Annotated in this window: 18 protein-coding genes; 10 read left to right on the top strand and 8 right to left on the bottom strand. The window is 64.5% G+C overall.

Annotated features, from left to right (window positions below):
• Positions 1 to 51: 51 nt before the first annotated feature.
• Both rnd and F3H41_RS00595 read left to right on the top strand, forming a co-directional pair.
• A complete protein-coding gene (gene rnd / locus F3H41_RS00600; protein WP_149736658.1) occupies positions 52 to 1,197 on the top strand; it encodes a ribonuclease D in 1,146 nt (381 codons plus the stop codon).
• A gap of 111 nt (positions 1,198 to 1,308) precedes the next feature.
• Positions 1,309 to 2,661, top strand: coding sequence for an esterase-like activity of phytase family protein (locus tag F3H41_RS00595; protein WP_149736657.1), 1,353 nt, complete (start codon positions 1,309 to 1,311; stop codon positions 2,659 to 2,661).
• A 73-nt stretch (positions 2,662 to 2,734) separates the two neighbouring features.
• Here the strand turns inward: F3H41_RS00595 and F3H41_RS00590 are convergent, their stop codons facing one another.
• From F3H41_RS00590 to F3H41_RS00575, 4 genes are all read right to left on the bottom strand, one after another.
• Positions 2,735 to 4,255, bottom strand: coding sequence for a Ppx/GppA phosphatase family protein (locus F3H41_RS00590; RefSeq protein ID WP_149736656.1), 1,521 nt, complete (start codon positions 4,253 to 4,255; stop codon positions 2,735 to 2,737).
• An 11-nt stretch (positions 4,256 to 4,266) separates the two neighbouring features.
• Entirely contained in the window at positions 4,267 to 6,456 is a 2,190-nt protein-coding gene (locus F3H41_RS00585) for an RNA degradosome polyphosphate kinase (protein WP_149736655.1), read from the bottom strand.
• Positions 6,457 to 6,602: 146 nt separating this feature from the next.
• Positions 6,603 to 7,325 carry a DnaA regulatory inactivator HdaA gene (gene hdaA, locus F3H41_RS00580; protein WP_149736654.1) on the bottom strand — a complete coding sequence of 241 codons (723 nt, stop codon included), beginning with the start codon at positions 7,323 to 7,325 and terminating at the stop codon, positions 6,603 to 6,605.
• Between the two features lie 3 nt (positions 7,326 to 7,328).
• Positions 7,329 to 8,459 carry an AI-2E family transporter gene (locus F3H41_RS00575; RefSeq protein ID WP_149736653.1) on the bottom strand — a complete coding sequence of 377 codons (1,131 nt, stop codon included), beginning with the start codon at positions 8,457 to 8,459 and terminating at the stop codon, positions 7,329 to 7,331.
• 345 nt (positions 8,460 to 8,804) lie between these two features.
• On the opposite strand from F3H41_RS00575, the gene purM reads away from it, so the two are divergent.
• Complete coding sequence (gene purM / locus F3H41_RS00570; protein ID WP_149736652.1) at positions 8,805 to 9,875, top strand: phosphoribosylformylglycinamidine cyclo-ligase; 1,071 nt, start codon at positions 8,805 to 8,807, stop codon at positions 9,873 to 9,875.
• Complete coding sequence (purN, locus tag F3H41_RS00565; protein WP_149736651.1) at positions 9,872 to 10,474, top strand: phosphoribosylglycinamide formyltransferase; 603 nt, start codon at positions 9,872 to 9,874, stop codon at positions 10,472 to 10,474. Before purM ends, purN begins: the two co-directional genes overlap by 4 nt.
• A gap of 274 nt (positions 10,475 to 10,748) precedes the next feature.
• Here purN and F3H41_RS00560 read toward each other — a convergent pair whose 3' ends face one another.
• The 3 genes from F3H41_RS00560 to F3H41_RS00550 all read right to left on the bottom strand — a co-directional run bounded on the left by F3H41_RS00560 (position 10,749) and on the right by F3H41_RS00550 (position 14,418).
• On the bottom strand, positions 10,749 to 11,570 hold the full coding sequence (locus F3H41_RS00560) for an alpha/beta hydrolase (RefSeq protein WP_149736650.1): 822 nt from the start codon (positions 11,568 to 11,570) through the stop codon (positions 10,749 to 10,751).
• A gap of 122 nt (positions 11,571 to 11,692) precedes the next feature.
• Entirely contained in the window at positions 11,693 to 12,301 is a 609-nt protein-coding gene (locus F3H41_RS00555; RefSeq protein ID WP_149736649.1) for an NUDIX domain-containing protein, read from the bottom strand.
• Positions 12,298 to 14,418 (bottom strand): molybdopterin oxidoreductase family protein, encoded by a 2,121-nt coding sequence (locus F3H41_RS00550; protein WP_149736648.1) that lies wholly within the window; start codon positions 14,416 to 14,418, stop codon positions 12,298 to 12,300. The genes F3H41_RS00555 and F3H41_RS00550 overlap by 4 nt, the downstream gene beginning before the upstream one ends.
• A gap of 86 nt (positions 14,419 to 14,504) precedes the next feature.
• Between F3H41_RS00550 and F3H41_RS00545 the strand changes: the two genes are divergently transcribed.
• The 4 genes from F3H41_RS00545 (at position 14,505) to F3H41_RS00530 (ending at position 17,322) form a co-directional block, all read left to right on the top strand.
• Positions 14,505 to 15,359, top strand: a complete 855-nt coding sequence (locus F3H41_RS00545; RefSeq protein WP_149736647.1) for a 23S rRNA (adenine(2030)-N(6))-methyltransferase RlmJ — start codon at positions 14,505 to 14,507, stop codon at positions 15,357 to 15,359.
• Positions 15,360 to 15,658: 299 nt separating this feature from the next.
• Complete coding sequence (locus F3H41_RS00540) at positions 15,659 to 16,417, top strand: ribonuclease T2 (protein WP_244616034.1); 759 nt, start codon at positions 15,659 to 15,661, stop codon at positions 16,415 to 16,417.
• A gap of 49 nt (positions 16,418 to 16,466) precedes the next feature.
• Positions 16,467 to 16,709 carry a hypothetical protein gene (locus F3H41_RS21155; protein ID WP_188129303.1) on the top strand — a complete coding sequence of 81 codons (243 nt, stop codon included), beginning with the start codon at positions 16,467 to 16,469 and terminating at the stop codon, positions 16,707 to 16,709.
• 22 nt (positions 16,710 to 16,731) lie between these two features.
• Positions 16,732 to 17,322, top strand: coding sequence for a glutathione S-transferase (locus tag F3H41_RS00530; protein ID WP_149736646.1), 591 nt, complete (start codon positions 16,732 to 16,734; stop codon positions 17,320 to 17,322).
• A gap of 68 nt (positions 17,323 to 17,390) precedes the next feature.
• Here F3H41_RS00530 and F3H41_RS00525 read toward each other — a convergent pair whose 3' ends face one another.
• The gene (locus F3H41_RS00525; RefSeq protein ID WP_149736645.1) at positions 17,391 to 18,029 is read right to left on the bottom strand and encodes an outer membrane protein; all 639 of its coding nucleotides are present in this window, start codon (positions 18,027 to 18,029) and stop codon (positions 17,391 to 17,393) included.
• A 391-nt stretch (positions 18,030 to 18,420) separates the two neighbouring features.
• Between F3H41_RS00525 and F3H41_RS00520 the strand changes: the two genes are divergently transcribed.
• Entirely contained in the window at positions 18,421 to 19,173 is a 753-nt protein-coding gene (locus F3H41_RS00520) for an SDR family oxidoreductase (RefSeq protein ID WP_149738148.1), read from the top strand.
• Complete coding sequence (uvrC, locus tag F3H41_RS00515; RefSeq protein WP_149736644.1) at positions 19,170 to 21,185, top strand: excinuclease ABC subunit UvrC; 2,016 nt, start codon at positions 19,170 to 19,172, stop codon at positions 21,183 to 21,185. The genes F3H41_RS00520 and uvrC overlap by 4 nt, the downstream gene beginning before the upstream one ends.
• The last annotated feature ends 7 nt before the right edge of the window (positions 21,186 to 21,192 follow it).

Genomic DNA, 21,192 nt, shown 5'->3' with positions numbered 1-21,192 from the left:
TTCTGCCCCACTTTCGCCATAGAGCGCAAAGACCCGAGTGACGGACCTGCAATGATCGAAACGACCGCCGATCTCGCCGAAGCCTGCAAGACGCTGGCGCAGTCGGATTACATCACCATCGACACCGAATTCCTGCGCGAAACGACCTTCTGGCCGCAGCTCTGCCTGATCCAGATGGCGAGCCCCGATCTCGCCGTCATCGTCGATCCCATGGCCAAGGGCATCGATCTTGCGCCCTTCTTCGCGCTCATGGCGGATGACAAGGTCGTCAAGGTGTTCCATGCGGCGCGGCAGGACATCGAAATCATCTACAATCTCGGCGGGCTCATTCCCTCGCCGATCTTCGACACGCAGGTCGCCGCCATGGTCTGCGGCTTCGGCGATTCGGTCTCCTACGACCAGCTCGTGCAGAAGGTGAAGAACGTCCATATCGACAAGTCCTCGCGCTTCACCGACTGGAGCCACCGGCCGCTGTCGGAAAAGCAGCTCGACTATGCGCTCGCCGACGTCACCCATCTGCGCGACGTCTACCAGCACCTCAAAGCCGAGCTGGAGCGCGAGGGGCGCTCGCTGTGGCTGACGGAGGAGATGGCGATCCTCGAAGCGCGCGAGACCTATGACATGCATCCCGACGATGCCTGGCAGCGGCTGAAGATGCGGGTACGCAAGCCGATCGAGCTGGCCGTGCTGCAGACGGTTGCCGCCTGGCGCGAGCGCGAGGCGCGGGGCCGCAACGTGCCGCGCGGCCGCATCCTGAAAGACGATGCCATTTACGAGATCGCCCAGCAGCAGCCGCGCGACGTGGAAGCGCTGGGGCGGCTGCGCACCATTCCGAAGGGCTGGGAGCGTTCCACGGCCGGCGGCCAGGTGGTCGAGGCTGTCAATCGCGCCTTCGATATCCCCAAGGCCGATCTTCCGAAGTTGCCGCGCCAGAACCATGTGCCCGATGGCGCCGCCTCTGCCGTGGAAATGCTGAAGGTGCTGCTGAAGCTTACCGCCGAGCAGGAGGGCGTTGCCGCCAAGATCATCGCCAATTCCGAGGATCTGGAACGGATCGCCGTCGACGGCGAAGAGGCGAGCGTGTCTGCCCTCTCCGGCTGGCGGCGCGATCTCTTCGGGGAAAAGGCGCTGAAGCTCATCCGCGGCGAAGTGGCGCTGCGCTTCGTGGACAAGCGCATCGAGGCGGTCGAACTCTGATCCTGTCTGCGGTGTGGCGAAGACTTCACCGTCGTGTAACGCAACGATCATCGGCCCGTCATCCGCGGCCCATACGGCTTGCCCGTCTGTTTCAAACGGAGGGATAAGCCCATGAAATGCGTGACGATCACTCTTTCCGCGCTGCTGATGGCCGGTTCGGCGCTGGCCGACGAAACCGTGTTCACCGGCACGCTTGCCGGCCATGCCATCCTGCCGGCCAACACGATCATCAAGGCACCGGAGGATGCGGCCGGGCATCTGAAGACCTCGGGCAAGTTCACCACGCCGGACCGCAAGCGCACGGATGCCCTCGGCACCGTGCCCGGCAAGGACGGCGTGCGGCCGACCGGCGTTTCCATGCCCTTCGACGGCCAGCCGATGCAGGGCTTTTCCGGCATCCGCACCATGCCGGACGGAACCTTCTGGACGCTGTCGGACAACGGCTTCGGCACCAAGGCGAACTCCAGCGACGCCATGCTGATGCTGCACCACATCAAGATCGACTGGCAGGCCGGCAGGGTCGAGCCGATCAAGACCGTTTTCCTCAGCGACCCCGACCGCAAGGCGCCCTTCCCGATCGTCATGGAAGGCGCCGAGATGCGCTACCTGACGGGCGCTGATTTCGACGTGGAATCGATCCAGCCGACCGCGGACGGTTTCTGGGTGGGCGAGGAGTTCGGCCCCTATCTGCTGAAGTTCGACATGGACGGCAAGCTGACGGATGTGATCGCCACGAAGGTTGGCGAAACCGCCGTGACGTCGCCGGACAATCCGACGATCAGCGTGCAGGCCGATCCGTCGAAGCCCATGCCGGTCTTCAACCTCAAGCGTTCGGGCGGCTTTGAAGGTCTTGCCGCATCGCCGGACGGCTCCAAGCTCTATGGCCTCCTGGAAGGCCCGATCTGGACGGACGCCGCGACGGTGGAACAGGCCGACGGCGCCAAGGCGCTACGCGTCATCGAGTTCGACACCGCCTCCAAGGCCTGGACGGGCCGCAGCTGGCTCTATCCGCTGGCCGCCGGCGGCGAAGCGATCGGCGACTTCAACATCCTCGCCGACGGCACGGCGCTGGTGCTGGAGCGTGACAATGGCGCCGGCACGGCCGACAAGGCCTGCGCCGACCCGAAGGCACCGAAGCACGATTGCTTTGCCACGCCCGCCAAGGTCAAGCGCCTTTACAAGATCGCTTTCGACGACAGCAATGTCGGCAAGGCCGTCCGCAAGATCGGCTATATCGATCTGATGAAGATCGCAGATCCCCAGAACATCCGCCGGCAGGGCGGCGGCGAAGGCTTCTACGACATGCCCTTCGTCACCATCGAGAATGTCGATCGCGTCGATGACACCCACATCATCGTCGGCAACGACAACAACCTGCCCTTCTCCGCCGGCCGCGCGCTCGACAAGGCCGATGACAACGAGTTCGTGCTGATCGAAGCCGGCGACTTCCTCAAGGCGCGGTAAGCCCTCCTCCATGAAGAAACCCGCGTCCGGTTCATCCGGGCGCGGGTTTGTTTCGTCTCTGCCTCAGGCCCACCTATTCGAAGACAAAGGTGAGGCGCTTGCCCGTGAGCTTGGAGAGCTGTTGCAGGCGACCATCGAGGCGTTCGCCGGCAAGGGCCGCACGATCGGCCGGGATGACGAATTCGAGATCGAAATCCGGCTGGCGCGACGGGCGGACGACGACGTTGCGCACGATACCGGGCATCGAGGCGGAGAGCACGTAGACGACCCGGAGCAGTGCGCCGAGCAGCTTTGCCAGCGCGATGAAACGTGGCGTCGTGATGGTCGCGATCTCGGCCGTCGCGTCGTCGTCGCGCACGCCTTCGAAGCGGTAGTAATTGGCAAGTGCGATATAGGCGCGGCCGGGATGGCTGATGCCGGAGAAGGTGCCGTGGGCAATGAGGTTCAGAGCCTGCAGGCCACGATAATCGGGATGGGCGCGCCAGCTGATGTCGGCCAGCAGGCAGGCGGCCTGGCGATAGCGGGCCTCCTCCTCGCTTTCCTCGATATCGAAAAAGCCGAGCGCGTGGCCCGACCAGTCGGCGAGTTCGCGGGCATGTTCCGGCGAGCGGGCGCGCAGGATGGCAAGTTCGCCAGCCGCTGTCAGCAGCGGATCGAGCGCACGCTCATCGTCGGCGAGCAGCGAATAGAGGTAGCCTTCGCGCACGCCGAGCGCAGAGAAGGACACGCGTCCGGCCTTCATCTCGCCGAGCACTTCCTGAAGGGCCACGGCGCCGAAGGGCATGAGGCTACGGCGGCTCTTGGAGATCGCTGCATAGGCGGGCGCGCGCACGTGCTTCTGAAGGATGATGTCCTCGAGGAAGGCCATCATTTCCGGCTGGGCCACCTCGTAACCCTGCATCATGTGCAGCGGATAGCTGGTGATATCCATGTGCAGCTTGGCAATCGCACGCCATGTACCGCCGACCGCGTAGAAGGTACGTCCTTCCGCATTGGCGAGAATGGGGTTGCCGGCGGTGAAGGAGCGCACATGAGAGCGCGCCTTGGTAACGGACCCGCCGCAATGTTCCGACAGTCGGATGCCTCCGAGGGGCAGCGTGATGCCGGTGCCGATGGCGCGTTCGCGCACATCCGCCAGTTCCAGCGATCCACCACCCATATCGCCGACGATGCCATCGGGGTGATGGTGACCGCTGATGACGCCGAGGGCCGAGAAATAGGCTTCTTCCTCACCGGAGAGCACGCGCACCTGCTGCTGCAGGATCGCTTCGGCACGCTGGATGAAATCCGGCCCGTTGGAGGCGTCACGGGCGGCGGCGGTGGCCAGCACGTAGAGGGTGCGGGCGCGGGCCTGGACGGCGAGCGCCTTGAAGCGGTGCAGCGCTCGGATCGCGCGCTCGACGCTGTCCTCATCCATGCGGCCCGTCGCATCGATACCCTTGCCGAGGCCGCACATGACCTTCTCGTTGAAGAGGACAGCGGGCGTCCTGCTCAGACCCTCGTAGACCACGAGGCGGATCGAGTTCGAGCCAATGTCGACGACGGCGACCGGGGCGATGCCCGGCAAACGCCCCTGCGCTTCAGATTCTACCATGTCAGACCAAATTACTGTTTATGCCCGCGTTTCCAGCCGGCGATGCGCTTGGGTGAGCTGGACCTCAGGGCTTCACCCCGGCCGGACAGGCTGGGATTCGTCATGAAGTAGTGCTGTGCATTGAACGGTTCGTCGCCATCGGCGACCGCAATGCGGCGGGACGTGCCGTCCGGCAGGATTTCGTAGCTCTGCTGGTTGTCGATGAGATTGCCCAGCATGATCTGCGAGAGGACCTGTTCGTGCACAGTCCGGTTGATCAGCGGCACGAGTGCCTCGACCCGCCGGTCCAGATTACGCGGCATGATGTCCGCAGACCCGATATAGACGAGGGCATTCTCCGAGGGAAGCCCGTGGCCGTTTCCAAAGCAGAAGATGCGGGAGTGCTCGAGGAAACGACCGACGATCGACTTGACGCGGATGTTTTCCGAAAGGCCCTGCACCTGCGGACGCAGGCAGCAGATGCCGCGCACCACCAGATCGATCTCCACGCCGGCGATGCTGGCGCGGTAGAGCGCGTCGATGATCTCGGGATCGACGAGCGAATTCATCTTCATCCAGATCGCGGCAGGACGCCCCTCGCCCGCATGCACGATCTCTTCCTCGATGTGCTTGAGGATGCGCGGGCGCAGCGTGTGCGGCGAAACCGCCAGCTTCATGCCCTCCTCCGGCTCGCCATAGCCGGTGATGAAGTTGAAGATGTTCGCCATGTCATGGGCGATCTTCGGGTTGCAGGTGAAGAAGGACAGATCCGTATAGATCTTCGCCGTGACCGGATGGTAGTTGCCGGTGCCGAGGTGGCAGTAGGTCCGCAGCTTGTTCTCCTCGCGGCGCACCACCATGGACATCTTGGCGTGGGTCTTCAGCTCGATGAAGCCGAAGACGACCTGCACGCCGGCGCGTTCCAGATCGCGGGCCCAGCGAATGTTGGCCTCTTCGTCGAAGCGGGCCTTCAGCTCCACCAGCGCGGTCACCGACTTGCCGGCTTCGGCCGCATCGATCAGCGCGCGCACGATCGGGCTGTCGTTGGAGGTGCGGTAGAGCGTCTGCTTGATCGCCAGCACGTCCGGGTCGCGGGCCGCCTGGAAGAGGAACTGCACGACGACGTCGAAGGATTCGTAGGGGTGGTGGACCACCATGTCCTTTTCGCGGATGGCCGCGAAACAGTCGCCGGCATGATCGCGCACGCGCTCGGGGAAGCGGGCATTGTAAGGCTCGAAGCGCAGGTCGTCGCGCGGCGCCTTGGCGATTTCCGAGAGCGTGTTGAGCGCGAGCAGGCCGGGCAAGACGGCGACGCGATCATTGGGCACGCCGAGTTCCTGCACCACGAACTGGCGCAGCGAGGCCGGCATTTCCGAATCCGTCTCGATGCGGATGACCGAGCCGCGGCGCCGGCGCTTGAGGGCCGACTCGAAGAAGCGCACCAGGTCTTCGGCTTCTTCCTCCAGCTCGATATCGCTGTCGCGGATGAGGCGGAAGGTGCCGTAGCCCTGCACCTCGTAGCCCGGGAAGAGCCGGCCGATGAACATGCTCACGACATCTTCGAGCGTGATGTAGCGGATCGTCTGCTTCACATCCGGCAGGCGGATGAAGCGGTCGAGCGCGACGGGAAGGCGCAGCAGCGCTGTCATCGGCTCGCGGCCGGTCCTCGACACCAGTTGCAGACCTATCGAGAAGCCGAGATTGGGAATGAAGGGAAATGGGTGGGCCGGATCGATGGAAAGCGGTGTCAGGACCGGGAAGATCGATTCGTTGAACTCGGCGGCGAGCCATGCCTTGTCCTGATCGGAGAGCGACACGGGGCGCACGATCAGGATGTCTTCCTTGGCGAGATACTGCTGCAGCACGGCGAGCGAGGCCTGCTGCTCCATCTGGAGATTGTCGATCTCGCGCAGGATGCTCTCGAGCTGCTCCACCGGGCTCTTGCCGTCGGGGCTGCGGATCGCGACGCCCTGGCGAACCTGACCTTCGAGGCCGGCGACGCGGACCATGAAAAACTCGTCGAGATTGGCGGCCGAGATCGACAGGAAACGGATGCGCTCCAGAAGCGGATGGGCCGTGTTGAGGGTTTCCTCAAGAACGCGGCGATTGAACTGCAGCCAGGAAAACTCGCGGTTGATGAAGCGGTCCGGGCTCTGCAACAGTTCGAGATTTGCCGCCGCCGGCCCCGCCGGTTCGCTGTCCGCCGCGATTGCCGTATCCATCGTCTGGTCTCCCGTGATCGTCGTTCACCGCAAACGGTGTCTTATCAAACAAATATCAGCGTTGGATGCAACTTCGCATGCGCTCAACAGATTTTGCAGGTTTGCCGGCGCTGATCCAGGTCATGCGCGTGACGGAGCGGTGACGTTCACGCGCGCTCGGCCGTGTCATCGTCATCCTCGTCGTCGCTCCGGCGGCCATCGACGGCGTCGAGGACCTCCCTGGCGAGAGCGCGAGAGAGCTTCACGCCCCGGGACAGGGCCAGACGGTCCATGGCCTCGACGACGCGGCGGGCGGTATCCAGCGAGCGCTCCATGCGCGCCACGAGATAGGCCACAAGGCGATCATCGACGGCCAGCTGGCGATCGGCGAAGAGCTTGACGATGACCTGCGAGAGCAGGGCCTCGTCCGGTGCACCGATTTCGACGAGGGTCGCGGCCTTGAAGCGCGAGGCGAGGTCCGCAAGCGCGACGCCCCAGGCCGAAGGCGGGGTGCGGGCGGTGACGAGCAGCGCCGTGCCATGCTGGCGCACGCTGTTGATGACGTGGAAGAGTTCGCGCTCGTCGAAGCCGGCAGTGTCGGCATCCTCCAGCAGCACCGGCACGGAGGCCGCCGTCAGCGATGCCCCATCCCCTTCCCGCGCTTCGATGGTCACGGCGCCGCTGGTCTCCTGCCAGATGGCGGCGAGATGCGACTTGCCCGAGCCCGGCGGGCCGATCAGCACGACGACCGGCGAGGGCCAGTCCGGCCAGCGGTCGACGATCGTGGCCGCCGCTTCCAGGGCGCCGGACACAAGCAGGTCATCCCGCCCCGTGGACGCGGCATGCGTGAAGGCAAGCGGCAGCTGTTCGGAGATCTTGCGGCTCGCCATGCTCTACTCGATCCGCTGCGTATCGTTGGTGATGTCGGCAATCACCATCGGCTTGCTGTGGCCGTGATAGACATCGCTATCGAGATAGCGGCCGAGCGCATAGCGCACGAGCACGCCGACGGCCGCGGCCGCGGGGACGGCGACGAGCAGCCCGACGAAGCCGAAGAGGGACCCGAAGGCGACCAGAGCGAACATCAGCCAGACCGGGTGCAGGCCAACCTTGGAGCCGACCAGCTTCGGCTGGAGAACGTTGCCCTCGATGAACTGACCGAAGAAGAAGATAACGGCGACCAGCACGACCCAGAGATAGTCCGGCCAGAACTGCACGATCGCAAGACCGACCGACAGGACAAGGCCGACAAGCGAACCGACATAAGGGATGAAGCTGATGAGGCCGGCAAAAAGGCCGATCAGCAGGCCGAAGTTGAGACCGACGACCGACAGGCTGATGCCATAGAAGAGGCCGAGGATGATGCAGATGGAGCCCTGGCCGCGCACGAAGCCGGCCACGGCCTGATCGATGTCGCGGGCGATCTGGCGGACATCGTTGACGTGGTCGCGGGGGATCCAGCTGTCCACCTTCTTGATCATGCGGTCCCAGTCGAGCAGCATGTAGAAGGCGACGACGGGCGTGACGACGAGCAGCGACACGATGTTGACCAGCGCCATGCCCGAGCTCCAGAGCTGCTTGAACACCGTGCCGATGAAGCCCGCGCCTTCGCTCAGCACGGCGGAGAAATTCTCCTTCACCGTGTCGAGCTGACCGCGGATCCAGGAGGGAAGCAGATCGGGATTGAAATTGGTGACCATTTGCTGCAGCTGGGTGATGTAGCCCGGCAGCTTGTCGAAGAAATCCGCGGCCTGCCCTGCCAGAAGCGGGATGACGATCATCAGCGACAGGGCGAAGACGACGACGAAGGAAATGAGGATGACGGTCGTCGCCACGGTGCGGCTGAGGCCAAGGCGCTCCAGCCGGTCGGCGACGGGATCGAGGAAATAGGCAAGCGCCATGCCGGCGATGAACGGCAGGAGAACCGTGCTGAAGATCATCAGGAACACGACGAAAAGGACGAGCGCGATAAGCCAGAAGAGGGCCTGGCGCTTCAGACCGGCAACGGTGATCTGCGTTGTCATGGAAACCTTCCCGTCTTGATCAGAAGCCGGCCGGCCGCTGTCGATGGACATGATGATGCGGCGCAGCACTGCCCAAGGACATAGGACGCCCCCCCGCGGCGGGTCAAGTATTGCCGCCCCAGCGGCGGGGCGCGTGCGACGGCAAGGGCTGGAAAGCAGCGGAAAACGGGCAAAAAGGCCCTGAACCGCCGGCAAGCTCCTTGCACTTCCCCGGCACACATGCCAATCGCACGAACGGATGGGCGCGCGGCCTTCTCGCGGCCCGCACAGGGCCTTGCGGCCAGGACCTTCAGGAAACCGGAACGGCTGCCCATGAGCCTCTCCGGATGCGAACGGAGAACGCACATGAGCGCGGACGGCAAGAACGGTTTGACCTACAGCGATGCCGGCGTTGACATCGATGCCGGAAACCTGATGGTCGAGAAGATCAAGCCGCATGTGCGCTCCACGCGCCGGCCGGGTGCCGATGGCGAGATCGGCGGTTTCGGCGGCCTCTTCGACCTCAAGGCTGCCGGTTTCACCGATCCCGTTCTGGTGGCCGCCAATGATGGCGTCGGCACCAAGCTCAAGATCGCCATTGATGCCGACAAGCACGACACGGTCGGTATCGACCTTGTGGCGATGTGCGTCAACGATCTCGTGGTGCAAGGCGCCGAACCGCTGTTCTTCCTCGACTATTTCGCCACCGGCAAGCTCGATCCGGACCAGGGCGCCTCGATCGTTGCCGGCATTGCGGCGGGTTGCCGCGAGGCGGGCTGCGCGCTGATCGGCGGCGAGACGGCGGAAATGCCGGGCATGTATGCGGGCGGCGACTATGATCTCGCGGGCTTTGCGGTCGGTGCCGCCGAGCGCGGCCAGTTGCTGCCGGCTGGCGACATTGCCGAGGGCGACGTGATCCTCGGCCTTGCCTCCTCCGGCGTCCACTCCAACGGCTATTCGCTGGTGCGCAAGATCGTGGCGCTCGCCGGCCTCGACTGGTCCGCACCCTCGCCCTTCGGCGACGGTACACTCGCCGAAGGATTGATGACGCCGACGCGCATTTATGTGAAGCCGCTCCTGAAAGCGATCCGCCAGACCGGCGCGATCAAGGCGCTCGCCCACATCACCGGCGGCGGCTTTCCGGAGAACATTCCGCGCGTGCTGCCCAAGCACCTTGCCGCCGAGATCGATCTTTCCGCCATCAAGGCGCCGGCCGTCTTCTCCTGGCTCGCCAAGACGGGCGGCGTCGCGCCGAGTGAGATGCTGCGCACCTTCAACTGCGGCGTCGGCATGATCGCCGTCGTGCCCGCCGACAAGGCCAAGGCTGTCAGCGCCGTGCTGACGGGCGAAGGCGAGAGCGTCTTCACGCTCGGCCGCATGGTGGCTCGCGTCGAGGGTGCGCCGGGCACCATCTACTCCGGAGCGCTTGCGCTTTGAACGAGACGGCGGTCACGAAGAAGCGCGTCGTCGTCTTCATCTCGGGCGGCGGCTCCAATATGCTGGCGCTGGCAAAGGCTTGCGCGGCACCGGACTTCCCGGCCGAGATCGTCGCCGTCATCTCCGACAAGGCGGATGCGGGCGGGCTGGAGAAAGCCCGTGCGCTCGGCATCGACGCTTTTGCCGTGGCCCGGCGCGACTACGGTTCGAAGTCGGAGCATGAGGCCGCGATCCTCGACGCGCTGGCCCGCCTTTCACCCGACGTCATCTGCCTTGCCGGTTATATGCGGCTGCTCTCGGCCGATTTCATCGCGCCCTACGAGGGCCGGATCATCAACATCCACCCCTCGCTGCTGCCGCTCTTTCCCGGCCTGCACACCCACCAGCGCGCCATCGATTCCGGCCATGCGGAAGCGGGATGCACCGTGCATTTCGTCACGGAAGGCATGGATGAGGGGCCGGTGATCCGGCAGGCCCGCGTGCCGGTGCTGGCGGGCGATACCGCCGAGACGCTGGCGGCACGGGTGCTGACGGCCGAGCATGCGACCTACCCGGCCGCGCTGCGCGATGTGGCGGAAGGGCGCGTTTCGCTGCGGTAGGGGACTTCGGGCGGCGCCCCGAATTGAACCTTGGCGGCTTTGGCTGTGGATCCTCGGCTCGAGGCCGAGGATGACACAGGCTGGGGTAACCGGCCAGCCCGACCATGGCAACCACACCTCTCCGCCGTCGTCCTCGGGCTTGACCCGAGGACCCATGCGGGGCCCTCCGCCACGGGTTGAAGTTCGGCGGCCTGGATCCAGGAATTTTGGTCGGTGAGTTTACTCATTGTGAGAAGGACAAAAACCGAAGTCGCCGCCCCTTCAGCGCGCGTGATTACCGCGTCAGGAACTCCAGCAGATCGGCCGTCAGACGCTCCTTGTGCGACGCGAAGAGGCCGTGGGGTGCGCCGTCATATTCGATCAGCGTGGCATTGGCGATGCCGGCGGCGGCGGCCCGGCCGGCTGCGTCGATCGGCACCGTCTTGTCGCCGGTGCCGTGGATGATCAGCGTGGGGACGCGGAAATGGGCGAGATCGCTGCGGAAATCCGTCGTCGCAAAAGCTTCGGCGCAGGCGAGCGTCGGCTTGATCCCGGCCATCATCGCCTGATTGACCGACCACTGGATCACCTCGTCGCTGACCGGGCTGGAGAGCAGGCCGACGCCGTAGAAGTCCTTGAAGAAGCTCGCGAAGAAGTGGGCGCGGTCCTTCTTCATACCATCCGCCATCTGGTCGAAGGTCGATTGCGGCGTGCCGTCCGGGTTGTCGGCAGTCTTCAGCATGAAGGGCACGACGGAGGCGATCAGGACCGCTTTCGAGACGTTCCGGCCCTGGTGGCGCGACATGTAGCGGGCGACTTCGCCGCCACCCATGGAGAAGCCGACGAGAGCCGCATCGGTGGCTTCGGTCGCGTCGATCACGTCGGCAAGGTCGTCGGCCAGCGTGTCGTAGTCATAGCCGTCCCACGGCTGCTCGGAGCGGCCGAAGCCGCGGCGATCATAGGCGATGGCGCGCAGGCCGTTGTCGGCGGCGACCATGGCGAAATCATCCCAGGTATCGGCCGTCAGCGGCCAGCCATGCATCAGGATGACGGGCCGGCCTGCGCCCCAGTCCTTGACGTAGAGTTCGTTTCCGGTGCGGGTGGTGATGAAGGTCATGGGGGAGTGTCCTCGTTGGGCGGGGTTGCCCGTGAGGAACGAGGTGCACGGGGGAATGTTCCTTGCGAAGAACAGTAGACGCGGATGGACGCCGCGCCTTGTGTCCTCGTCAGCGCTGCTTATCAGGCCGTTTCGGACCCGTTCAGTTCCGGCAGGTTGAGGGCCGCCCACTGGAGCAGCATGATGGTCTTGCCGTCGCAGATGTCGCCGGTACCGATCATCGCCATGGCCTTGGCAAAGGGCAGTTCGAGGATTTCGATGTCCTCGTTTTCGCTCTCAAGGCCGCCGCCCTGCCCCGCCCGCCTGCTGATATCGATCGGCGCGGCAAAGAAACTGACCCGCTCGGTGACAGCGCCCGGCGACATGAAGGCCTCGAACAGGAAGCGCACGTCGCCGACCTCGTAACCGGTCTCCTCCATCGCCTCGCGGCGAATCGCCGCTTCCGGCTGATCGCCATCGAGCAGGCCGGCGGGCGTTTCGATCAGCCATCCGGAGTGGTGGTTGAGATGGGCCGGCATGCGGAACTGGCGGACCAGCACGACCGTGCGGCGCGCAAGATCGTAAAGGAGGGTCGTTGCGCCATTGCCGCGATCATAGACCTCCCGCTTCAGCCGCGCCGTGCGGCCGGACGATCCCGTGTAATTGAAGGTGACGTTGCGCAGGTGATACCAGTTCTTCGACAGGGTCTCGTCCTTGACGATCTCGATCGTCGCGTCGGCAAACGTCTTCATGCGGCATCCTTTGTCAGCCAGACCCGGTTGTCATGGAACGCCGCGCCGCCATAGGGCGCGACGGCATCCGCGCCGGTCAGCACATTGATGCCCTCCCCGTCGAGATGCGCATCGTTCGGCCAGAGACCTTCGGCGATCAGGACGCCCGGACGCGCACCGCCGCCAATGACAGCGTGCAGCCGGATCTCGCCGCGCGCATTGCCGAGCCTGACGACATCGCCCTCGGCGATCGCAAGACGGGCGGCATCCTCGGCATGGATCATCACCGACGGCCGGCCCTCCCGGGTCGTGGAAGACGGCGTCTCGGCGAAGGTGGAGTTGAGGAACGAGCGCGCCGGCGATGTTGCGAGCCGGAACGGATGGTCGGTGTCCGCGACCTCGATCAGATCGACGTGGTCGGGAAATTGCGGAAGCGCCTGATAGGGGCCGAGAGCGCCCAGCGAAACCGGCGGGCGGTTCGGCGCCGACGTGCCGGTCCAGTCGGCCTTGAAACGGAAGCGGCCATCCGGATGGCCGAAGCCCTGGACGAAATGGGCGGTGTCGAAATCCGGCTGCACGTCCAGCCAGCGGCTTTCCTTCAGCCCCTCGTAGCCCACACCATAATTCACGAGAATGCGGTCGATGTGCTCGCGCTCGCTGAGCCCGAAGCCGGGCTTGTCGGCAACGCCGAGGCGTTTGGCCAGCTCCTCGATGACGAAGAGATTGGTGCGTACGGTTGGCGGCGGCTCGACGAGCTTGGGTCCGAGCAGGATGTGCTGGTGGCCGCCGCCGCGATAGAGATCGTCATGCTCGAGGAACATGGTGGCGGGCAGCACGATGTCGGCGAGCTTTGCCGTATCGGTCATGAAATGCTCGTGGACGGCGAGGAAGAGATCGTCGCGCATCAGACCGGCCGTCACCAGCCGCTGCTCGGGCGCGACATTGGCGGGATTGGTGTTCTGCACCAGCATGGCGGTAACAGGCGGACCATGGCGCAGTGCCTCGGCGTCGCCCGTCAGCACGCGGCCGATCTGCGACTGGTCGAGCATGCGCACGGACGGATCGGCAAGACCGGCGCCGACGAGGTCGCGCTTGTCGAAGCGGAAGATATCGTTGTTGCTGTGGAAGGCGCCGCCGCCCTCATATTGCCAGGAGCCGAGAACGGTCGGCACCGATGCCGCCGCATGCATGGCGACCGCGCCGTTGCGCTGGCGGGTGAAGCCGTAGCCGAGGCGGAAGTAGCTGCGCTTGGTGGTGCCCACGAGGCGGGCGAAATCCTCGATCGCCTCCACGGGCAGGCCGGTGATGGCGGAGGCCCAGTCCGGCCCGCGGCTTTCGAGGTGGCGTTCGAGGCCGGCCGGATCGTCACTGTAGCGCTCCAGATAGGCCCGGTCGGCATAGCCGTCACGGAAGGCGATGTGCATGACGGCGCAGGCGAGCGCCGCATCCGTGCCGGGCTTCAGCACGAGACCCATGTCGGCCTGCCTGATCGTCGGGTTATCATAGATGTCGATGACGACGATCTTCGCGCCGCGTTCCTTGCGGGCCTTGATGGCGTGCGTCATCACATTGACCTGGGTGGACACCGCATTGGTGCCCCAGATGACGACGCAGTCGGCCTTCGCCATCTCGCGCGGATCGGGCCCACGCAGCGACCCCGTCGCCATGGCAAAACCCGTCCAGGCCATGTTGGTGCAGATGGAGCCGAAGAAGCCGGAATAGCGCTTGGCATGGCGCAGGCGATCAATGCTGTCGCGCTGCACCTGCCCCATCGTGCCGGCGTAGAAATACGGCCAGACCGCTTCGGACCCATAGCGCTGCTCGGCCTTCACGAAGGCGTCGGCGATTTCGTCGAGCGCGGCGTCCCAGCTGACCTCGCCCCACTGCCCCTCGCCCTTGCCGCCAAGGCGGCGCTGCGGCACCAAAACGCGACCGGGATGGTAGATACGCTCGGAATAGCGCGCCACCTTGGCGCAGATGACGCCGGCCGTATAACTGTTGGCGCTGGCACCGTGCAGGCGGCCGATGCGGCCATCCGGCAGAAGCTCGACATCGAGCGCGCAGGCCGACGGACAGTCATGGGGACAGACCGAGTGGCCAATGGTCTTCTGGGGCTTGATGGGGGTCGCAACGTTCATGGGATTTCTATATGCGATGGACAAACCTGCCAAAAGGCACATTCGGCATCGATCAGCCGAATTCATAAACGCTATCGAGACACTGAATGAATTACCGCCACATCTATCACGCCGGCAATTTCGCGGATGTGCTGAAGCACGCCGTGCTGGCGCGGCTCGTGACCTATCTCGGCCAGAAGGACAAGGCCTTCCGCGTCATCGACACCCATGCCGGCATCGGGCTCTACGATCTCGCCTCGGAAGAAGCGCAGAAGACCGGCGAGTGGCTGGACGGGATCGGCCGGCTGCTGGCCGAGCCCCTGCCCACCGCCGTAGAGCCGCTGCTGGCGCCCTATCTTGCCGCCGTGCGGGCCGTCAACGAGGGTGACCGCGTCACGCGCTATCCCGGCTCGCCGATGATCGTTCGGCATCTTCTGCGGTCGCAGGATCGGCTTTCGGCGCTAGAACTGCATCCGGACGATTACGAGACGCTGCACCGGCTTTTCGACGGCGACTTCCAGGTGCGGGTGACCCATCTGGACGGGTGGCTGTCCCTGGGTGCCCATCTGCCGCCGAAGGAAAAGCGCGGCCTCGTTCTGGTAGATCCGCCCTTCGAAAAGGAGGGCGAATATGAGCGGCTGGTGGACGGGCTGGAGAAAGCGCATCGACGCTTTCCGGGCGGCACCTACTGCCTCTGGTATCCGCTGAAGCGCGGCGCGCCGATCGAGGACTTCTATGGGGCGCTGCGCGAGAGTGGCATCCCGAAGATGATCGCCGTCGAACTGTCCGTGCGCAGCGACCGGGAGACGACGGGGCTTTCCGGCTCCGGCCTCATCATCGTCAACCCGCCCTTCACGCTGGAGCGCGAGCTTGCCGTCTTGCTGCCTTTCCTCAAGGAGCGGCTGGCGCAGGATCGCTTTGCCGGCACGCGCGTTGTTCGCCTCGCTGGCGAAAACGGCTGATAGACGACGCAATCGAGCCTAAACGTCTTGAGTGGACCGCCGCCCTGGCCCTCTTCTCCCCTTGGGGAGAAGGTGACCCGAAGGGTCGGATGAGGGGTTCCCGTTGCGACCGACTTGAGGGGGAACCCCTCATCGCCTCACTGCGTTCGGCACTTCTCCCCAAGGGGAGAAGAGGAGGCGGGGCTCTATCCGCTCGCCCATCCGGTAGTGGCGGTTATCCTCAGATGATCCCTTTCTCCGCTTGACGGCCGGACCGCCGATGGCGTCAAGTCCGCCTTCGATGCGAATGGGAGGGTGATGTGCCGGATCGGACCAAGACTGCGAGCTTCTGGGAACGTCAGCGCGGGCGCATGCTGACGGGGCTCGGGGCGCTTGCCATTCTCGCCGGCGGCGGCGACGGGGCGGAGGGCGAAACGCGTGCCTCGGCAACCAAGCCCGCCGCCACCACCGAGCAGACCGCCAGCACGACGCGCCTGCCGCAAGGCTCCGGCTTCGATTTCTACGTTCTCTCGCTTTCGTGGTCGCCGACCTGGTGTGCCGGCAATGACCCGAACGGACGCACCGACCAGTGCGAGGTGGGTGCTGAAAATGCCTTCGTGGTGCACGGGCTCTGGCCGCAATATGAGCGCGGCTATCCGGAATTCTGCAAGACGGACGAGCCCGACCGCGTCAGCAACGCCATCGGCCGCGAGGTCATCGACATCATGCCCTCCATGGGGCTGATCGGCCATCAGTGGCGCAAGCATGGCAGTTGCAGTGGCCTGTCGCAGCGCGACTATTTCACTGTCGTTGCGGCGGCGCGCGAGAAGATCGCCATTCCCGTGGAGCTCCAGCGGCCGACGCGGGCGCTGCGCCGCGCACCGCTCGCCGTCGAGGATGCCTTCATCGCGTCCAATCCGGGCCTCGACCGGCGGATGATGGCCGCCACCTGCCGCTCCGGCGAGTTGCAGGAGGTGCGCATCTGCCTGTCGAAGAGCAACCTTTCCTTCCGCGCCTGCCCCGAAGTCGACCGCGACAGCTGCCGCGCGCGCGACCTCGCCATTCCGCCGGTGCCCTAGGGTCAAAACCCGATCAGGATAGGCGTTCTGTTGAGGAGGAGGGGATTGAATGGCAGCGAACAAGCGCAAGACAAGGCCCGCTGGCCTTGTCGAGCATTGTTCGCCATCAGTCGGCCCATCCTGCTCAACCCTGCGGGCAAGGTCAATTTTGCGCCTGAGTACGTCGGAAAGGTTTGAAAATGATGCGCATTTCCTGCACCTTCCCTCCTACCCAGACGCAAAATTGACCTTGCAGAACACCTATCCTGATCGGGTTTTGACCCTAAGCCGACATCCTTTGAAAAACCTGTGATCCGAGAGACGAAAGCCCTGCCATGAAGATCCTCTATTCCCCCGCCTCCCCCTATTCCAACAAGGTGCGCATGGCCGCCCACCATGCCGGCCTTCAAGCCGAATCGGTGCTGACCGATACAGCCTCCAGTCCTGCCGAACTGATCGGCAACAACCCGCTCGGCAAGATCCCCACTCTCATCCTCGAAGACGGCCGCTCCGTCTATGACAGCCGCTCGATCATGCACTTCATCGACCGCGAGACGCGTGGCACGCTCTACCCGCGCAACAAGGACAAGCGGACCGATGTCGAGATCCTGGAAGCGCTGGCCGACGGCATCTGCGACAGCCTGCTCGCCATCGTCTACGAGCGCCGCACGCGACCGGAAGACAAGCAGCACCAGCCCTGGATCGATCGCCAGTGGGAGAAGGTCGAACGCGGCCTCGACTATCTCGAAACGCACCTGCCGCGCACCAGCGGCAAGCTCCACGCCGGCCATTTCGCCGTCGCCGCCATGCTGCGCTACATCGAGCTGCGCTTTGCCGGCCAGTGGCAGAAGGGCCGGCCGAAGCTGAAGAAGTGGCCGGAGAAGTTCGAGAAGGTCTTCCCGGCGGTCTCGACGTTTTATGCGTGAGAAAGAAGTTCAAACGACAAAGGGGCCGGTTTGCACCGGCCCCTTTGCGTTCATTCCTTTCGGAATGATCAGAACTTCACGCCCATGCCAACGCGAACGGAGTGTTCGTCGTAGCCCGAAGCGATGCTGCCCGACGGCAAGTTGTAGGTCTTGGAGCCGTAGTCGGTGTAGCGATACTCGACGCGGGCCGTGATGTTATCGGTCACGAGCGCTTCGGCACCGGCGCCAGCCGTCCAGCCAACGTGGGTCTTTTCGTCAGAGCCCGAAGCGTTCGAGATCTTCTGGTTGCCGAGGGCAACACCGGCGGTGCCGTAGACGAGAACCGGGTTCGCATCATAGCCGACGCGGCCGCGGATGGAGCCGTTGACGCCCTGCTTGGCGCGGTTGGTGCCGTTGGCGCTGTCGTTGCCGGCATAGTTCAGGTCAACTTCCGGACCGTAAACGATCTGGCCGCTCTGCATGTTGTAACCGCCGTAGAGGCCGCCGCCGAAGCCGGCTGAGGTGCGGTCGCCCGTGGCGTTGGACTTGCCGTGGTGCCAGTTGGCCGTGCCGCCGACATAGGCGCCGGACCAGTCCTTGACGACCGGCTCGGAGTAGGTTGCAGCCGGAGCTGCCGGAACTTCGTCGATCGCGTCGGCTGCGTTGGCAGCCTGGAATGCAGCGAGAGAGATGGCAGAGGCCATGAGGCCGGTGATGATGGTACGCATGATAGTCTCCTTTTCAACCGATGCCCATGACACACGCGGTACAAGTATGGGACACCGAAAACCTTTGCTTTAGCCCGCCCGGTTGAGGTGGAAAATGCGTATCGAATGCGGATTCTCAAGAGCCGAAATGTGAAATTTTCGGGGCGCACCTATGGCAGAAATGGGATGTTGCCTTGGAGCCACAGGGTAAATATTAACCAAGAAAACGCTTGTGACGATATTATACTTTTATCGCCCCAATTAATTCTTTTTAAACCATGCCTGTTAAAGCTCGAGAAACAAAAAGTCCGGGCGCGGTTTTCGGCGGCATGTCAGAACCTATATTCTCACTCGAACCCCGACCGAATCGAACGGACATGGAAAAGCTGTGCAACATTTCTCCAGAACGCCCCTGAAGACAGCGCTGGTGACCGGCGGTGCAAAGCGGATCGGCAAGGCCATCGTGGAGGATCTGGCCGCCCATGGCTTTGCAGTCGCCATCCACGCCAATGGTTCGCTCGGTGATGCGGAGGCCCTGGCGGCGGACATCCGCGCTCAGGGCGGGCATGCGGCAGCGGTATCGGCAGACCTTGAGGATATCACAGCGACAGAAGAGTTGGTCGATGCTGCCGTTTCCGCCATCGGGCCCCTTGGCCTTGTCGTCAACAACGCCTCGATCTTCCTGAAGGACAGCCTGATGGAGCTCGATGCACGGGCCTGGGACAGTCATTTCGCCGTGCATGCCCGCGCGCCTTCGATCATCACCTCCGCCTTCGCGCGGCAATTGCCGGAAACGGCGAGCGGGCTTGTCGTCAACATCGTCGACCAGCGCGTCTGGGCTCCCAATCCGCGCTTTTTTTCCTACATGCTCTCCAAGGCGGCGCTGTGGATGGCGACGCAGACCATGGCGCAGGCGCTCGCCCCCGCCATCCGCGTTAATGCGATCGGCCCGGGGCCGACGCTGCCGAACGAGCGGCAGAATGAGAAGGATTTCCAGGCGCAGGTGGAGGCGCTCATCCTGCGGCGCGGGCCCGCGCTAGAGGAATTCGGACGCACGATCCGCTTCCTCTTTGACACGCCCTCCCTCACCGGGCAAATGCTGGCGCTCGATGGCGGCCAGCATCTGGCCTGGGAGACGCCTGATATCCGGGAGATCGTGGAATGAATGGAGGCAAGCCCACCGATGGTGGCATCCTCTATGACGAGACCGAGCCTGACGAGGACGATGACATGGAGGTGGCACCAAGCCGCCCGGTGATCGACATCGACTGGTCGGAAGGCATGAAGGACCCGGGCCTGAAGGGCGCGGATCTCATACAGGAATTCGTCAAGCGCCTGCCGAACAGCCCCGGCGTCTACCGCATGTTCAACGAGGCCGGCGACGTGCTCTATGTCGGCAAGGCGCGCAACCTCAAGAAGCGCGTGACGAATTATGCGCAGGGGCGCGTCCATTCCAACCGCATCGCCCGCATGGTGCGCGAGACCACGAACATGGAGTTCGTGACGACCCGCACCGAGATCGAGGCGCTGCTGCTCGAAGCCAACCTCATCAAGCGGCTGCGGCCCCGTTTCAACGTGCTTTTGCGCGACGACAAATCGTTTCCCTATATCCTCGTCACCGGCGACACGCGGGCCCCTGCGCTTTTCAAGCATCGCGGCGCGCGCAGCCGCAAAGGCGACTATTTCGGCCCCTTCGCCTCCGCCGGCGCTGTCGGGCGCACCATCAATTCGCTGCAGCGCGCCTTCCTCCTGCGCACCTGCACCGACAGCGTCTTCGAAAGCCGCACGCGGCCCTGTCTTCTCTACCAGATCAAGCGCTGTTCCGGCCCCTGCACCCACGAGGTCAGCGATGCCGACTATGCCGAACTGGTGCGCGAGGCGAAGGACTTTCTCTCCGGCCGCAGCCAGGCGGTAAAGGCGACCATTGCATCCGCCATGAGCGAGGCCTCCGAAAACCTCGACTTCGAGCGTGCCGCGCTCTACCGCGATCGCCTTGCGGCGCTTTCGCATGTGCAGAGCCATCAGGGCATCAACCCGGCCGGCGTCGACGAGGCGGATGTCTTCGCCATCCACCACGAGGGCGGGATTTCCTGCATCCAGGTCTTCTTCTTCCGCACGGGGCAGAACTGGGGCAATCGCGCCTATTTCCCGAAGGCCGATGCCTCGCTGGCGCCGGAAGAGGTGCTCGCCGCCTTTCTCGCGCAGTTCTATGACGACAAGCCCTGTCCGCGGCAGATCCTGCTCTCGGGCGCCATCGAGGAGCAGGAACTGCTCTCGGACGCACTGACGGAGAAATCCGGATACCGGGTGGCGATCCTCGTGCCGCAGCGGGGCGAGAAGCGCGATCTGGTCGACCATGCCGTTGCCAATGCGCGCGAAGCGCATGGCCGCAAGCTGGCAGAGACGGCCTCGCAGACGCGCCTCCTGGAGGGCTTCCAGAAGACCTTCGGGCTGGAGCGCACGCCGCGGCGCATCGAGATCTACGACAACTCCCACATCATGGGCACCAATGCGGTGGGCGGCATGGTGGTGGCGGGGCCGGAAGGTTTCGTGAAGAGCCAGTACCGCAAGTTCAACATCAAATCGACCGACATCACGCCCGGCGACGACTTCGGCATGATGCGGGAAGTGATGACCCGACGCTTTTCGCGCCTCTTGAAGGAAGAGGGCCTGCCGGATCGCGGCCAGGAGGTGGCGGAAGACGCCGCCCTGCCAGCATGGCCGGACGTGATCCTGATCGACGGCGGCCAAGGGCAGATGACTCAGGTGAACGCGATCCTCGCCGAGCTTGGTCTGACCGATACCGTGATCGCCATCGGCGTCGCCAAGGGGGCCGATCGCGAGGCCGGCCGCGAGCGCTTCTTTCGCCAGGGCGCCGACAGCTTCACCCTGCCGCCGCGCGATCCCGTGCTCTACTTCATCCAGCGCCTGCGGGACGAGGCGCACCGCTTCGCCATCGGCTCGCACCGGGCGCGGCGCAAGAAGGAAATGGTGAAGAACCCGCTCGACGAGATCGCCGGGATCGGACCTTCACGAAAGCGGGCCTTGCTCCACCACTTCGGCACCGCAAAGGCCGTGTCACGGGCTGCCATGTCGGATCTGATGGCCGTCGACGGTATTTCGGAATCGGTGGCGAAGCTGGTGTACGACCACTTTCACGAGGATGGGCGGCGATAGAAGGCGC

The organism is Rhizobium sp. RU20A (assembly GCF_900155885.1).
GTDB lineage: Bacteria > Pseudomonadota > Alphaproteobacteria > Rhizobiales > Rhizobiaceae > RU20A.
This window is presented reverse-complemented; position numbering and strand designations above follow the sequence as displayed.